Here is a 15,779-nt window from a genome sequence, read left to right on the forward strand (position 1 = left end):
CGGCGCGAAAGTTGTTAAATTCCCGTCCACACGTAGCAAGTGCTACAGGGGCGTCGCCAAGCGGTAAGGCAGCAGGTTTTGATCCTGCCATGCGTTGGTTCAAATCCAGCCGCCCCTGCCATCTTCAAGAAACGCCAGATCCTATCGGGTCTGGCGTTTTTTTATGCCCGTCACTTTCTTCCAGGCGACATACCTCAGACTTCCTTTGCACCCTGCATTTGTTGGTCTGCATGGTAAGACGAGCGCACCAGCGGGCCGGAGGCGACGTTCTTGAAGCCCATTTTTGCGCCTTCCTCGGCGAACCAGGCGAACACGTCCGGGTGCACAAAACGCTGGACCGGCAAATGGCTGCGCGACGGCTGCAGGTACTGGCCGAGCGTGAGCATGTCGACGTCGTGCTCACGCATTCGCTGCATGACCTCGATCACTTCCTCGTCGGTTTCACCAAGGCCGAGCATCAGGCCGGACTTGGTCGGGACGGACGGGACCAGTAACTTGAAGGTCTGCAACAGGTCCAGCGACCACTCGAAATCCGAACCCGGCCGCGCGGCTTTGTACAGCCGTGGCACGGTCTCCAGGTTGTGGTTGAACACATCGGGCGGCTCCGTCGCGGTGATCGCCAGCGCAACATCCATGCGCCCCCGGTAATCCGGGACCAGGGTTTCCAGTTGCACGCCCGGCGACAGCTTGCGGATCTCGCGCAGGCAGTCGACGAAGTGCTGGGCGCCGCCGTCGCGCAGGTCGTCGCGATCCACGGAGGTGATCACCACGTACTTCAGACGCAGGTCGGCGATGGCCACGGCGAGGTTCATCGGCTCATCGGCGTCCAGCGGTTTTGGCCGACCGTGGCCGACATCGCAGAACGGGCAACGGCGGGTGCAGATGTCGCCCATGATCATGAAGGTCGCGGTGCCACCGGAAAAACATTCGCCGAGGTTGGGGCACGAAGCTTCTTCGCAGACGCTGTGAAGCTTGTGTTTGCGCAGCAATTGTTTGATCCGGTCGACCTCGGGAGAGATCGGCATGCGCACGCGGATCCAGTCGGGTTTGCGCGGGAACTCATCGGTCGGGATGATCTTGACCGGGATCCGCGCGACCTTTTGCGCACCGCGCAGTTTGACGCCGACTTGCATTTTGGCCGGGGCGGGGTTGGTTGATTCCACAATGGGGTTCATGAGTATTTTCTTTCTTCGGAAGGCAGAGGCGAGCCCACACACAGTCCAATGTGGGAGCAAGCTCGCTCCCACAGGGATTACGGGGTGGCTGATCAGTCGCGGTAGACCGGGAAGTCGCTGCACATGGCGGCGGCTTGGCTGGCGACTTGCGCCTCGACATCGGCATCACCGAGGTGATCAAGCAAGTCACAGATCCATCCCGCCAACTCGATACTTTGCGCTTCCTTGAAACCACGGCTGGTGATCGCCGGCGTGCCAATGCGCAACCCCGACGTCACGAATGGCGACTGCGTGTCATTGGGCACGGCGTTCTTGTTCACCGTGATCCCGGCTCGACCGAGGGCGGCGTCGGCGTCTTTGCCGGTCAGGCCCTGACGGATCAGGCTGACCAGGAACAGGTGGTTGTCGGTGCCGCCAGACACCACGTCAAACCCACGGTCGATAAACACCTTGGCCATGGCCTGGGCATTGCGAATCACCTGCGCCTGATAGGTTTTGAAACCGGGCTCCAGCGCTTCCTTGAAGCACACCGCTTTGGCTGCGATCACGTGCATCAGCGGGCCGCCCTGGCCGCCGGGGAACACCGCGGCGTTGAGCTTTTTCTCCAGTTCCGGATTGGCCTTGGCCAGGATCAGGCCGCCACGCGGACCGCGCAGGGTTTTGTGCGTGGTGGTGGTGACGACGTCGGCGAAGGGGAGCGGGTTAGGGTACAGACCGGTCGCCACCAGCCCGGCGACGTGGGCCATGTCGACGAACAGGTATGCGCCGACCTTGTCGGCAATCTCGCGGAAACGCGGGAAGTCGAGGGTCTTGGAGTAAGCCGAGAAACCGGCAACGATCATCTTTGGCTTGCACTCGACGGCCAGGCGCTCGACTTCGTCGTAATCGATCAGCCCGGTTTTAGTGTCGATGCCGTACTGCACGGCGTTATACAGCTTGCCCGAGGAAGACACTTTGGCGCCATGGGTCAGGTGGCCACCGTGGGCCAGGCTCATGCCGAGAATGGTGTCTCCAGGCTGGATCAGGGCCAGATACACAGCACTGTTGGCCGAAGAGCCGGAGTGCGGCTGGACGTTGGCGTAGTCGGCACCGAACAATTGTTTGGCGCGATCAATCGCCAGTTGCTCGACCACATCAACGTGTTCGCAGCCGCCGTAATAACGCTTGCCCGGATAGCCTTCGGCGTACTTGTTGGTCAGGCCGCTGCCTTGCGCTTCCATCACCCGTTGACTGGTGTAGTTCTCGGAGGCGATCAACTCGATGTGGTGTTCCTGCCGTGCGTCTTCGGCATTCATCGCTGCCAGCAGTTCGTCGTCGTAGCCTTTGATCTGATCGTGTTTGCTGAACATGGTGGTGTCCTGTGTGGTAAGCGGGAAGGGGTTCAGGCTTCGGCGGATTCCTGGGTCAGGCGCGCGTAGGCGTCCTGATCCAGCAGTTGGTAAATGGCTGCAGCGTCGGCCGGTTTGAAACGAAAGAACCAGCCTTCGCCCAGTGAGTCTTCGTTGACCCGTTCCGGTGAGGATTCCAGCGTCGCGTTGACTTCGACCACTTCGCCGTCTAGCGGCATGCCGATGTTGCTGGCCGCTTTCACCGACTCCAGCACCGCCACTTCATCACCGGCGCCAAACGTCCCCAGTTCCGGCACTTGCACGAACACCACATCGCCCAAAGCCTGCTGCGCGTACGGCGTGATGCCAACGGTGACCAGGCCATCACGCTCAAGCCGCAGCCATTCGTGATCGACGGTAAAACGCAATTCGCTCATACCCACTCCTCATTGTTCAGACCCATCCGCTGCTGGTGGCGGATGACGTTTACAGGCTCGTGCGGGGGCAGCGAGCGTGGTTGCAGGGAGTGATAGCAAGGGGGGTGCCAATGTTTGTTATTTGTATTAAATCAATGGCTTATAGTTATTTGTTGAGAGGCAAAGGGTGTTGCCTGTATTGAAATCAATACGGGCAACAGGCGTGTAGCGAGCAGGGCAAGAAAACACGGGGTGGAAGGGCTGTGTCTTGAATTCGATACGCTGTATCGATTTGCAAACAGTCCGCATCGACAGCACATAGCCCCCTGTAGGAGGTGGGCAGGGTTTCAGGGCTTGGCGGGAATGCCGTATTTGCGCAGGCGAATGGCGATGGCGCTGTGGGAGGTTTGCAGGCGGGCGGCGAGCAGGCGGCTGGACGGGTAGCTGCGGTAGAGCTGCTCCAGCAGGTGCTTTTCAAACCCTTCGACAGCTTCTTCCAGGCTGCCAACTTCACCGTCGTTCTGGCGCTCCACCGCCGTCCTGGCGATGTCCAGATCGTCGATGTCTACCAGCGGGTTTTCGCAAATGGCCGCCGCGCGGAAAATCACGTTTTGCAGCTGGCGCACATTGCCCGGCCAGCGGTTGCCGAGCAGGGCGGCAAAGGTGCTCGGGGCCAGACGGCAGACCGGGCGCTGGATCTGCGCGCAGGCCTGTTGCATGAAGTGATTGGCCATCAGCAGGATGTCGTGGCCGCGTTCGCGCAGCGGCGGTACTTGCAGGTTGAGCACGTTGAGGCGGTAGAACAGGTCTTCGCGAAAGTGGCCTTCGCTGACCATTTTTTCCAGATCCCGGTGGGTTGCACTCAGCACCCGAACGTTGACCTTGACCTCGCGATCCCCCCCCACCCGGCGGAAGCAGCCATCGCTCAAAAAGCGCAGCAACTTGGCTTGCAAGTAGGGCGACATCTCACCGACTTCATCAAGAAACACCGTGCCCTGATCCGCCAGTTCCAGCAGGCCGAGTTTGCCGCCGCGCTGGGCGCCGGTGAACGCGCCGGCGGCGTAGCCGAACAGTTCGCTTTCGGCGAGGCTCTCCGGAAGCGCCGCGCAGTTCAGGGCGAGAAATGGCGCCTCCCGACGTGTGCTGAGCGCGTGGCAGGCCCGTGCGACCAGCTCTTTGCCGGTGCCGGTTTCCCCCTGGATCAACAGCGGCGCATCGAGGGTGGCCACACGTTGGGCACGGGCCTTGAGCGTGCGGATCGCCGGGGACTCGCCCAGCAGCGCATCAAACCCTTCGGCATGGTCATGGTGCAGCGCCGACAGGCGTTCGCCGATGCGGCTCGGGTGATACAGGGTCAGCAGGGCGCCGGCGTCGGTGATTGGCATGGAGTCCAGCAGTAACGTCTGGCCGCCCAGGCTGACCTCGTGCATGGGCAGGCGGAAGTGGTGTTCGATCAACGTGTGTTGCAGGGACGGATCATCAAACAATGCCGTCAGCGATTCACCAGCCGGTTCGCGCCCACACAATGCAATCAGTGCCGGGTTGGCCAGCAGCACGACACCGCGATCATCCACGGCCAAAACGGCGTCAGTGCTGGCCGCGAGCAAGGCATCGAGTTGCAAGCTGCGGCGCTGCCCCGGAAGGATGTCGACCATCGTCACCGCTTGCACGCCCTGCACCCCGAGAAAGGCCTCGCGCAACTCTTCCAGCACCTCGGCACCGAGGGTCGGCGCATCGATGTAAACGTTCGGCGGCACCATCTCGACGGCGTCCAGATTGAACCGGCGCCCACCGAGCAGGGCCAGCACTTCCTGGGTGATGCCGACGCGGTCGATGAAGGTGACGTGGATGCGCATAACGGGCCTGCAAGGGTGGTGAGCGGGGTGATTGCATCAATGAGTATGCCGGGCACTGCGTGGCTGTGGCGAGCGCAGATCAGCCATTGGCGGTTTTACGCGAGCTGGCCGCCAGGTCCTCCAGGAAGGCCTGGAGGATCGGTGGCGGGGCCGTGCCGCGTCGGGTAATCACGTCAAACGGCGACACCAGTTGCAGGCTGTTCGGCGCCAGTTGGTGCATCTCCCCGGTCTTGATCCACTGCGCGGCGAAATGCGCTGGCAGAAAGCCCAGGTAGGCCCCGGAGATCAGCAAAATCGCCAGCGCCTCGATATTGTCCACGGTCGCGGCGGCTTTGCTGACACCCAAATGTTCGAGGTCGTATTGCTGCATGTAGCCGCGTACGACAATGCGGCTCGCGGCGATTTCTTCGAGCAGTTCGTCGCCTTCGGCCTTGTTGCCATACAGCGGATGCCTGCGCCCGCAATACAAGCCCAAGGCCTCTTGATACAGCGGTGTGTGCAGCAACCCCGGTACATGGATCGGGAAGTGCCCGATGGCCAGGTGCAGGCGGCCGTCGAGCACCCGTTCTTCGAGTTCGGCGGGGGTGCCGACGTAGACGTTGAGGTGCACGTCATGCCCCCGGGACACGAAGCGCTGAGTGGTGCGTGGCAGCGGCGAATCGGGGTCGGTGATGGTGGTGTCGATAATTCCCAGGTTGAGTTTGCCGCTGATGTGCTGCTTGAGCACGTCGGCGTCCATGCAGAAATTTTCCACCGCCGACAGCAGGCGTTGGGTGGCTTCATGTATCGCCACGCCTTGCTCGGTCAGGCGAAACCCACTGCGCCCGCGTTGGCAGAGTTTGACCCCGAGCCGGGTTTCCAGATGAGTCATCTGTTCGCTGATCGTCGACTGACCGGCGTTCAACGCGGCCTGCGCGGCGGAAAAGCCCCCGCACCGCACAATCGTGGCAAACACCCTGAGCAATTTCAGATCGACATCGTGTAGCTGAATCACCTTGGACCTCCCGCACGTGGATGCATCGGTAATGCCGATATGAGTATCTGATGTTTAGCATTTTTTCCACGAAAACCTGCGCCCATAGTCATTCCAACGGCGGTCGCCTTGCAGTCCGCCCAGCCGATAACAAAAAGTGGAGAGGCTTGAAATGTCGAATAACGGTTATGAATCCGGTCGCCTGAACCTGCCATTCGTAGGTCATTGCACCTTTGGCAAATCCCCGGTGTGCACCGATTGGGACGCGCTGGATGCCGACGTCGCGGTGCTCGGCGTGCCCAATGACATGGGCACCCAGTGGCGCTCCGGCGCACGCTTCGGACCACGCGGGATTCGCGAAGCATCGACGCTGTTTTCCTTCGGCCACGCCGGCGCTTACGACCACGAAGACGACGTGATGTACCTGACCGCCGCCGACGTGCGCATGGTCGACGTCGGTGACGCCGACATCGTGCACACCGATATGGTCACCAGTAACGAAAACACCGAATACGCTGTGCGCAAGATCCTCGATGCCGGCGTCATGCCGGTGGTGCTCGGCGGCGACCACTCGGTGCACGCGCCGGTGATCAAGGCTTTCGAGGGCCGCGGCCCGATCCACATCATCCACTTCGATGCGCACCTGGATTTCGTCGACGAACGGCACGGTGTGCGCTACGGCCACGGCAACCCGCTGCGCCGCGCCTCGGAAATGAACCACATTGTCGGCATGACCCAGATGGGCATTCGCAACGTCTCGTCGTCCAACCGCGATGACTACGAAGCGGCCCACGCCGCCGGTTCGAAAATCCTCTCGGTGAGGGATGTCCGCCGCCTCGGCGTCGAAGGAGTGCTGGCGCTGATCCCGCAGAACATCAACTACTACATCACCATCGACATCGACGGTTTCGACCCGTCCATCGCCCCCGGCACCGGCACCCCGAGCCACGGCGGTTTCCTCTACTACGAAGTGCTGGAAATCATCCAGGCCCTGGCCAAGCGCAGCAAAGGCAACATTGTCGGCATGGACCTGGTGGAGGTTGCACCGGTGTATGACCCGAGCGGTATGACCTCGATTCTGGCGGCGCAACTGCTGCTTAACAGTATCGGTTTCATCTTCCATGAACGGGCTCAGGCGAAGCACGCCGTGAGCGCAACCACCACCGAATCGGCGTGAACTGACCGCCGCACAGAGGGCATGAAAAATGGACGCGAGTGTTAAGCAGTACCTGCAGAAATTCGGTGTCTGCGAAGCGACCCAGACCTTCCTCGGCAAGGTGCAGAAGATGTTCATCGGTGGCGCCTTTGTCGAGGCCAGCGACGGACAGACTTCCGACGTCATCGAGCCGTCGACCGAAGGCCTGATCACACGCATTCCGATGGGCACCACCGAGGATCTGGACCGCGCCGTGCAAGCCGCTCGCGCACAGTTCGACGGTGGCGCCTGGAGCCAGGCCAAACCGGTGGAACGCGAGCGTTTGATGCAACGCCTGGCGGACCTGATCGAGCAGAATGCGGCAGAACTGGCGGAAATCGAATCGATCGACATGGGCAAGTCGGTCGCGTTTGCCAAGGACGTCGATATCCAGGGCACCGTCGATACCTTGCGTTATTTCGCCGGGTGGGCGACCAAGCTGCACGGACGCACCGTCGAGCCTTCGCTGCCGGGCAACTATCTGGCGTATACGCGCAAGGAAGCGGTGGGGGTGGTCGGCGCTATCGTGCCGTGGAACTTCCCGCTGCAAACCATGGCCTGGAAGCTCGGCGCCGCCCTGGCCACCGGTTGCACCGTGGTGGTCAAACCCGCTGAACTGACCTCGCTGTCAGCCCTGCGTTTTGCCGAACTGGTGCAGGAAGCCGGGATTCCCGACGGCGTGATCAATATTGTCTCGGGACGCGGCAGCGTGGTCGGCGCGGCCATGGCCACGCACCCCGGCATCGATAAATTGACCTTTACCGGCTCGACCCCGGTCGGCCGTACCGTCGGGCGTGCGGCACTGGACGAAATGAAGCGACTAACCCTGGAACTGGGAGGAAAATCACCGGTAATCGTGTTGTCCGATGCGGACATCCCCGCGGCCGCGCAAGCGGTCGCCAACGGTGTGTTTTTCAACTCGGGCCAGGTGTGCGACGCCGGTACACGCGCCTATATTCATCGCAGTGTCTACGACGAATTTTTGCGTGAGCTGATCGCCTACACCCGCACCCTGAAGATTGCACCGGGTCTGGATCCAGACTGTTTCATTGGCCCGCTGGTCTCGGCCCTGCAAAAGCAGCGGGTCACCGAGTACATCGAAACCGGCAAGCAGGAAGGCGCCGAACTGGTCTACGGCGGCCAGCCCGTCGATGGCCCAGGCTTCTTCGTCGAGCCGACCATCTTCGCCCATTGCCGCAACGACATGCGCATTGTCCAGGAAGAGATTTTTGGTCCGGTGCTGGTCACCGCACCGTTCGACGATGAGGAAGAGGCGCTGGCCCTGGCCAATGACTCGGTGTACGGCCTGGCCGCCGCGCTGTACTCCAACGACCTGGGCAAGGTGCACAGCCTGATCCCACGGTTGAAGGCCGGTTCGGTCTACGTCAACGCCCACGGCACCCTCGATCCGTCGATGCCGTTCGGTGGCTACAAACAGTCCGGTTTCGGCAAGGACCTGGGCGCCGAGCAGCTCGATTACCTGCTCGAGACAAAGGCCGTCTGGATCACGTTGCCTTAAGCACGCGGCACCCGTGGAGAGGGAGCAAGCTCCCTCGCCTCAAGGTGCTCATCGCAAGGAATGCAGTTCCGTCATGATCTTCCAACAATAAGAGTCCATCATGAACACTGACGCCAAAGCCGCTCCTAGCGTGTCGCTCCTCGACGATAAACCCATCGTCGAAAGCCATTCGATCGACTTCATCCCGGAACACGAACGCACCGACAAACTGGCGAGCCAAGGCCCGTTCTGGTTCCTCGGCAATTTCACTTTCTTCACCATGACCATCGGCTTCGTCGGCCCAAGCGTCGGCCTGACCGCGCTCTGGACCACACTCGCCGGCACGCTGGGCATCATGTTCGGCACACTGTTCATGGCGTTCCATGGTTCACAGGGCCCGCACCTGGGCTTGCCGCAAATGATCCAGTCGCGGGCGCAGTTCGGCTATCGCGGTGTGATCCTCGTGTTGCTGGCGACGCTGTTTGTGTTTGCCGGGTTCAACATCGTCAACCTGGTGTTGATGATGCAGGGTTTGCACACGCTATTCGGCTTTCATCCCTGGGCGATTGCGGTGGCGGTGACGATACCGGCGGCAGTCCTGGCGATCCTCGGTCATGACTGGATGCACCGCAGTTTCAAATGGGCGTTGTACCTGTCGATTCCGCTGTACGGCCTGGTGACGCTGGCGGTGCTGATGGGCTGGGTACCGGATGCCGCGATGCCGGTACTGGCTGCGGGAGAAGTCGCGCCAGCGCCGTTGGGCTTCAACTGGACCGGGTTCATCGCCCAGTTCGCGGCGGCGGCCAGTTACAACATCGCTTACGCCCCGTACGTGTCCGACTATTCCCGTTACCTGCCGAAGAACACCTCCAGCGGCAAGCTGATTGCCGTGGTGTTTCTTGGCGCCTCGTTGTCCGGCGCATGGATGATTTCGGTGGGTGGCTGGTTGGCGGATCACCTGCATTCCACGGACGTGCTGGTCGCCCTCGGTCAGGTCGGCAACGTCGTCTCGCCACTGATCGGCACCGCGGTGGTGGTGATCACGATCCTGGCGTTCCTGCCGGTGATCGCGATGAACATCTACAGCGCGAAACTGACCACGTTGACCTGCGTCGACTCCATCAAGCACATCGAACCAACCCGCAAGGCCCGCATCCTGGCGATTGGTTTTGTGATCCTGCTGCAACTCGGCGTGGCGCTGAGCATCCAGAGTTCGGGCAAAGGCTTGTCGGTGCTGGGGATCTACCTGGTGGTGATGCTGTACTTCCTCGTGCCCTGGACCTCGGTCAACCTGACGGACTACTTCTTCGTGCGCAAGGGCCGCTATGCCATCCCGCACTTCTTCATGCCCCACGGCAACATCTACGGCAACTGGGGCCTGCGTGGCATCGCCGCGTACGCCATCGGTTTCGTGTCGATGATTCCGTTCTTCTACATCTACGACGGCGTCGAGCAGCGCGAGGTCTATGTCGGCCCCCTCGCCAAAGCCCTGGGCAGCATCGACATCGCCTGGCTGGTCGGGCTGATCGTTTCGGGGCTGGTGTACTACTGGTTCAGCCGCTCGATTGATCTCAAGCGTGAAGAAACCGTGATCCAGCACATCGAGAAAACCTCTCCGCAATACACCACTGGCGACTCGCTGACCCATCGCCCGTCCCCAGTGTTCAACGAATCGACGGCCGGGAGATAACCATGGCTACGCAAAAATACGACTACATCATCATTGGCGCCGGCTCCGCGGGCTGTGTGTTGGCCAACCGCTTGAGCGAAGACCCGGCTACTTCGGTGTTGGTGCTGGAATTCGGTGGCAGCGACCGCAGTGTGGTGATCCAGATGCCGAGCGCCTTCTCGATCCCGATGAACACCAAGAAATACAACTGGCGCTACGAAACCGAGCCAGAGCCGTTCCTCAACGGGCGGCGCATCCACTGTCCACGCGGCAAGGTGCTGGGCGGTTCTTCGTCGATCAACGGCCTGGTCTACATCCGTGGCCACGCCTACGACTTCGATGAGTGGGAATCCCTCGGTGCCCAGGGCTGGGGCTACCGTAATTGCCTGCCGTACTTCAAACGGGCAGAACATTACGAGGAGGGTGGCGACGGCTATCGCGGCGGCACCGGGCCGCTGCACACCACCAACGGCAACCACATGAAAAACCCGCTGTATGGGGCGTGGGTCGAAGCCGGTGCCGAAGCCGGTTACATCAAGACCGAAGACTGCAACGGCTACATGCAGGAAGGGTTCGGCGCCATGCACATGACGGTGAAAAACGGCGTACGCTGCTCCACGGCCAACGCCTATTTGCGCCCGGCCATGGGCCGTCCGAACCTGACGGTGATCACCCACGCGATGACCCGCCAGATCCTCCTTGAAGGCAAACGGGCGGTTGGCGTCATGTACGACCACGATGGCCAGACGCACCAGGTTTACTGCCACCGCGAAGTGCTGATTTCTTCCGGCCCCATCGGTTCGCCGCACCTGCTGCAACGCTCCGGTATCGGTCCGGCCGAGGTCCTGCGCAAAGCCGGGATCGGCGTGCGCCATGACCTGCCGGGGGTAGGGGAGAACCTGCAGGATCACGCCGAGGTGTACATCCAGTTCGGCTGCAAGGAACCGGTGACCCTCAACAGCAAAATGGACCCGCTGAGCAAACTGATGATCGGTCTGCGCTGGCTGCTGTTCAAGGACGGGCTCGGCGCCACCAACCATTTTGAGGCCGGAGGTTTCATTCGCTCGGACAAGGGCCTGCGCTGGCCGGACATCCAGTTCCATTTTCTGCCCGCCGCCATGCGTTATGACGGCAACAAACCGATCAAGGGCCACGGCTTCATGGTGCTCACCGGGCCGAACAAACCCAAGAGCCGCGGCTACGTGCGCGCCCGTTCGGCGGACCCGTACGAGCACCCGCAGATCCAGTTCAACTACCTGCAACGGGAAGAAGACCGCGAAGGCTTCCGCCGCTGCATCCGCCTGACCCGGGAGATCATCGGCCAGAAAGCGATGGACCGTTTCCGCGACGGCGAAATCGCCCCCGGCCCGCGGGTGAACACCGATGAAGAGCTGGACGCCTTCGTGCGGGAAAACCTCGAAAGCACCTACCATCCGTGCGGCTCGTGCCGCATGGGCGAGGACGACATGGCGGTGGTGGATTCCGAGTTGCGTGTGCATGGCATCGCCGGGTTGCGCGTGATCGACTCGTCGGTGTTCCCGACCGAGCCGAACGGCAACCTCAACGCGCCGACCATCATGCTCGCCGAGCGCGCCAGCGATCTGGTGCGCGGACGCAACATGCTGCCGGCCTCGGATGCACCGGTTGGCTTGGTGGAGAATTGGGAAAACAGCCAGCGCTCGACGTTGCCGGGGCGTAACGTCCGGGTTTAATGCCCTGGTTTTTTGCTCAACAACAGCCAGGTCGACGCCGAGTCGATCTGGCTTTTTGTGTTTTTCAGGCGGGTTTTAGCGGTAACGGCCTTGTCTTGCAGCGTCTCCTATACTGATCCGCGTTGGCAGGTTCAACACCGATCCTGAATGCCGTTGGAGACGCACCCAGCATTCCGACGGTTTTCCCTACGACCCCACAGTAAGGAGAACGAACATGGCAATCCGCATTGGCGACGAGGCACCGGACTTTACCGTCGAGAGCACCGAAGGCACGCTGCATTTCCACGAATGGATTGGCGACAAGTGGGCCATCCTGTTTTCGCACCCCAAGGACTTCACCCCGGTGTGCACCACCGAACTGGGCTATATGGCCGGGCTCAAGCCTGAGTTCGACAAGCGCAACACCAAGATCGTCGGCCTCAGCGTCGACCCGGTCAGCAACCATGCAAGCTGGGCCAAGGACATCGAAGAAACCCAGGGGCACGCGGTCAACTACCCGATGATCGGTGACGAAAACCTGGTGGTGGCGAAGCTCTACGACATGATCCACCCGAATGCCAGTGGCGGCACCCGCACCGCCGCCGACAACGCCACCGTGCGTTCGGTGTTCATCATTGGCCCGGACAAAAAGGTCAAGGCCATGCTCATCTACCCGATGAGTGCCGGGCGCAACTTCGATGAAGTACTGCGTCTGCTCGATTCTCTGCAATTGAACGCCAAGCACACCGTCGCCACGCCGGTGAACTGGCGTCCGGGCGAAGACGTGATCATCCCGACATCGGTGTCCGATGAAGATGCGCGGAAAAAATACCCGGACGGTTTCAAAACCATCAAACCGTACTTGCGCACTGTGGCGCAGCCCAAGTAATCCAACCTTCGAGGGATCCCGAAATGGACGTAAAAGCCCTGCGCGCCGACGCCAGCCACCTCGACAAGGTGGCGCGCCTCTTCGACGCCTACCGAGGCTTTTACGGCCAGCCCTCGAACCCGACCCAGTCCCGGGACTTCATCGCCGAACGCATTGCCCGGGACGAATCGGTGATTTTCCTCGCCGAAGACGCCGCGGGCCACGCGTTGGGTTTCGTGCAGTTGTACCCGACGTTTTCCTCCATCGACGCCCACCGCACCTGGTTGCTCAGCGACCTGTTCACCACCCCCGAGGCCCGCGGGCTAGGGGTGGGAACGTTGCTGATGAACACCGCCCGTGCCTTTGCGGTGTTGAGCGGTGCCAAGGGCATGGTGCTGGAAACCGCCACCGACAATGTGGGTGCGCAGCGGTTGTATGAGTCGTTGGGGTATGTGCGTGATGGGGGGTATTACACGTATTGCCTTGATTTGAAGCAGGGTTGAGAAGGGTGGTGGTCATGCACCCCCACCCACATCACGGCAACGCCCACGCCTCACGAAACTGCTCGTACTGCGCCTCCGGCATCTGCACCAGCAATGGCGACTCGCGAGGGTCGAGCCACTTGAGCAACGCAGCAATATCTCCCTGATCCATGGCCGTACAGCCCGCTGTGGGTGACGCGGGGCCGCGCCAGATGTGGAAGAAAATGCACGAACCCGAACCGGCTGTGGCCGAGGTGTTGTGCTCGATGAAAATGCCTTGGCGATACCCCTCTTCGTTACGCATGTGTTCCGAGCTGCTCCAGTCTGTAGCTGTCGCTGCGCCGTCGACCAGTTTGTTGTAGTGACTGGATTGGCTGTCATCCACGCATTCGGTGGTCGGTGTCAGCGCGAGGTAAGGCAAGTGGGTGTCGACCGTGTTGTTGAAACCAAACGCCGTGCCCAGTTTGAAGATTCCCGCCGGTGCTTTTCCATCGCCTTCGCGTTTGATCGGGCCTTCAACATCACCCACACTGCTCACGCCTTTGCCCCAGCCCATGCCGTTTTTGCCGACCACGACGGGAAAGGCATCGCCGTATTTTCGAAAGGTTTTCCCGTCACGTTCATAGCGCTGAGCGGTGCCCTGAATGTCATCCCAGTTTTTGCTGGTGACCACAATCAACTGACCACTGCTGCCGACCGTGTCGCTGGCGCTCATCGGTGTGATCGGGAAATCCATCACGTCCTTCGGCGCGCCCTCGCCACTGAATGTGAAATGCCACCATTCCTTCGAATACCCGGCAAACCCTTCTTTCTCCATGGCACTGCTCAGACGTTGACGGTTGCCCTTGGCGGTGGCGTTGATCGTCGGGTTGGCGGTATGTGCGCGCTCGTCGAAGCAATCGAAACCGGTGCCCATATCCAGGGCGCCGTCGTGCCAGCGCTGGTCATAGGGCGCGGTGCAATCGACTTGCGTCGCCGTCGGGGTCCAGGTGTCGGCGGGCAGCGCATCCGGGCCGATCAGCGTCAGGTCTACGGTTGAGCCTTTGGAGTGTCCCGACACCCGCGCCACATAGCCCAAACGCCAGAAGTCCTGCTTGTCCACGCGCGGATAGAACTCGGCCTTGCGCGGGTCACCCGGTTCTGTCGCGAAGCGCCCCATGTCGGCGACGGCGCGGCTGGGTCGATAGCAGTCGAACACCTTCAAACCGTAGCCTTGAGTGCGCAATTCCGCCTGGACCCGGGCGAGGGCCTTGGCGGTGTCGACGGACAACAGGCATTCGGCCGCGTCATAACCGTCGAGCCGGTGCCCGGTGAAATTGTGGGCACTGGCGTAGCGCATGTCCTGTTCGATGCTCGGGTCGATGGTGCGCAAATACACCATGTTTTCAGGCCTTGATTCGGCATGGGCCATGCCGCAAATGACAAGGCTTATCAGTAGCGCTAAAACGCGATTTCGCACTCTTGTTGCCTTCATACAAATTAAATAAATATGTAACAAAATTTCACCATTGGGCAGGCAAGGTAACGGGGCAGCGTGTCAACGATGTCACGGGCCTCAAGGACTTATCAATGGTGCCGGGCATGAAGTTGAATCGGGCTTCGAATAATAATGAGGTGCTATGACTGTTCTGGTTACCGGCGCTGCCGGTTTTATTGGCTATCACACGGTTAAACGGCTGTGCCAGCAAGGTCTTGATGTCGTCGGTATCGATAACCTCAACGACTACTACAGCGTAGAACTCAAACAGGCACGGCTCAAAGAGTTGGAGTCGTTGCCGGGTTTTCGCTTCCAGCGACTGGATATTGTTGATAAAGCGGCCCTGATGGGGCTGTTTCAGGAGCATCGATTCACCGAGGTCGTGCATCTGGCCGCCCAGGCCGGCGTTCGCTATTCGCTGGACAATCCCGACGTCTACGCGCAATCGAACCTGGTGGGGTTTGTGAATGTGCTGGAAGCCTGCCGGCACCATCGCCCGGAGCATTTGATCTACGCGTCGAGCAGCTCGGTGTATGGCACCAACAGCAAAATGCCGTTCAGTGTCGAAGACGCCGTCGAGCATCCGGTTTCGCTATATGCCGCCAGCAAGCGCGCCAATGAACTGCTCGCGCACAGCTATTGCCATCTCTACGGAATCCGCGCCAGTGGCCTACGGTTTTTCACCGTTTACGGGCCCTGGGGGCGGCCGGACATGGCGCTGTTCAAGTTCACCCGAGCGATGCTCAACGACGAACCGATCGACATCTATAACCACGGCGAGATGGCGCGGGACTTCACCTACATCGATGACATCGTCGAAAGTATCGTGCGCCTGCGGCCCAAACCGCCGTTGGCGGACAGTGCCGGCGAAGGCCTCAATCGCATTTTCAACATCGGACGGGGCGAACCCATGCCGTTGCTGGCGTTCGTCGAGTGTCTGGAAAACGTGCTGGGCATCAAGGCGCGGCGCAACTATTTGCCGCTGCAAGCGGGCGATGTGATCAAGACCTGGGCCGATGTGTCGGCGTTGGCGGATTGGGTCGACTTCCGCCCGCAAGTGGCAGTCGAGACCGGTGTGGCGGAGTTTGTGAAGTGGTATCGGCACTTTTATCAGCGATGAAGCGTTCACCCTTGAGAACAACCATTAGCGG

13 protein-coding genes and 1 tRNA gene are annotated in these 15,779 nt (G+C 60.9%); 8 read left to right on the top strand and 6 right to left on the bottom strand.

The genetic code is table 11. The features are described 5' to 3' along the window. The first annotated feature begins 46 nt into the window (after nucleotides 1-46). Nucleotides 47-121, top strand: a tRNA-Gln gene (locus tag SB725_RS24480). A gap of 73 nt (nucleotides 122-194) precedes the next feature. Here the strand turns inward: SB725_RS24480 and lipA are convergent. From lipA to SB725_RS24505, 5 genes are all read right to left on the bottom strand, one after another. After that, nucleotides 195-1,175 carry a lipoyl synthase gene (gene lipA, locus SB725_RS24485; RefSeq protein ID WP_410922690.1) on the bottom strand — a complete coding sequence of 327 codons (981 nt, stop codon included), beginning with the start codon at nucleotides 1,173-1,175 and terminating at the stop codon, nucleotides 195-197. A 92-nt stretch (nucleotides 1,176-1,267) separates the two neighbouring features. Beyond that, the gene (gene glyA / locus SB725_RS24490) at nucleotides 1,268-2,524 is read right to left on the bottom strand and encodes a serine hydroxymethyltransferase (protein ID WP_410922691.1); all 1,257 of its coding nucleotides are present in this window, start codon (nucleotides 2,522-2,524) and stop codon (nucleotides 1,268-1,270) included. 32 nt (nucleotides 2,525-2,556) lie between these two features. Continuing rightward, the gene (gene gcvH / locus SB725_RS24495; protein WP_027924758.1) at nucleotides 2,557-2,940 is read right to left on the bottom strand and encodes a glycine cleavage system protein GcvH; all 384 of its coding nucleotides are present in this window, start codon (nucleotides 2,938-2,940) and stop codon (nucleotides 2,557-2,559) included. A gap of 326 nt (nucleotides 2,941-3,266) precedes the next feature. Then, nucleotides 3,267-4,775, bottom strand: coding sequence for a sigma-54-dependent transcriptional regulator (locus SB725_RS24500; RefSeq protein ID WP_410922692.1), 1,509 nt, complete (start codon nucleotides 4,773-4,775; stop codon nucleotides 3,267-3,269). A gap of 79 nt (nucleotides 4,776-4,854) precedes the next feature. Then, entirely contained in the window at nucleotides 4,855-5,769 is a 915-nt protein-coding gene (locus SB725_RS24505; RefSeq protein WP_027924756.1) for a LysR family transcriptional regulator, read from the bottom strand. A 151-nt stretch (nucleotides 5,770-5,920) separates the two neighbouring features. On the opposite strand from SB725_RS24505, the gene speB reads away from it, so the two are divergent. From speB to SB725_RS24535, 6 genes are all read left to right on the top strand, one after another. Continuing rightward, the gene (gene speB, locus SB725_RS24510) at nucleotides 5,921-6,925 is read left to right on the top strand and encodes an agmatinase (protein WP_027924755.1); all 1,005 of its coding nucleotides are present in this window, start codon (nucleotides 5,921-5,923) and stop codon (nucleotides 6,923-6,925) included. Between the two features lie 28 nt (nucleotides 6,926-6,953). Further along, the gene (locus SB725_RS24515) at nucleotides 6,954-8,462 is read left to right on the top strand and encodes an aldehyde dehydrogenase family protein (RefSeq protein WP_027924754.1); all 1,509 of its coding nucleotides are present in this window, start codon (nucleotides 6,954-6,956) and stop codon (nucleotides 8,460-8,462) included. A gap of 100 nt (nucleotides 8,463-8,562) precedes the next feature. Next, entirely contained in the window at nucleotides 8,563-10,131 is a 1,569-nt protein-coding gene (locus SB725_RS24520; RefSeq protein ID WP_027924753.1) for a purine-cytosine permease family protein, read from the top strand. Nucleotides 10,132-10,133: 2 nt separating this feature from the next. Beyond that, nucleotides 10,134-11,822 carry a choline dehydrogenase gene (gene betA, locus SB725_RS24525; protein ID WP_410922693.1) on the top strand — a complete coding sequence of 563 codons (1,689 nt, stop codon included), beginning with the start codon at nucleotides 10,134-10,136 and terminating at the stop codon, nucleotides 11,820-11,822. A 214-nt stretch (nucleotides 11,823-12,036) separates the two neighbouring features. Further along, nucleotides 12,037-12,690 (top strand): peroxiredoxin, encoded by a 654-nt coding sequence (locus SB725_RS24530; protein ID WP_059182676.1) that lies wholly within the window; start codon nucleotides 12,037-12,039, stop codon nucleotides 12,688-12,690. A 23-nt stretch (nucleotides 12,691-12,713) separates the two neighbouring features. After that, a complete protein-coding gene (locus tag SB725_RS24535; RefSeq protein WP_027924750.1) occupies nucleotides 12,714-13,172 on the top strand; it encodes a GNAT family N-acetyltransferase in 459 nt (152 codons plus the stop codon). 31 nt (nucleotides 13,173-13,203) lie between these two features. Here the strand turns inward: SB725_RS24535 and SB725_RS24540 are convergent, their stop codons facing one another. Beyond that, on the bottom strand, nucleotides 13,204-14,625 hold the full coding sequence (locus SB725_RS24540) for a M15 family metallopeptidase (RefSeq protein WP_410922694.1): 1,422 nt from the start codon (nucleotides 14,623-14,625) through the stop codon (nucleotides 13,204-13,206). Between the two features lie 145 nt (nucleotides 14,626-14,770). Between SB725_RS24540 and SB725_RS24545 the strand changes: the two genes are divergently transcribed. Next, nucleotides 14,771-15,748, top strand: a complete 978-nt coding sequence (locus tag SB725_RS24545) for an NAD-dependent epimerase (protein WP_194940307.1) — start codon at nucleotides 14,771-14,773, stop codon at nucleotides 15,746-15,748. Nucleotides 15,749-15,779: the final 31 nt, after the last annotated feature.

Source organism: Pseudomonas sp. SIMBA_041 (genome assembly GCF_046535095.1).
Lineage (GTDB): Bacteria > Pseudomonadota > Gammaproteobacteria > Pseudomonadales > Pseudomonadaceae > Aquipseudomonas > Aquipseudomonas mucoides.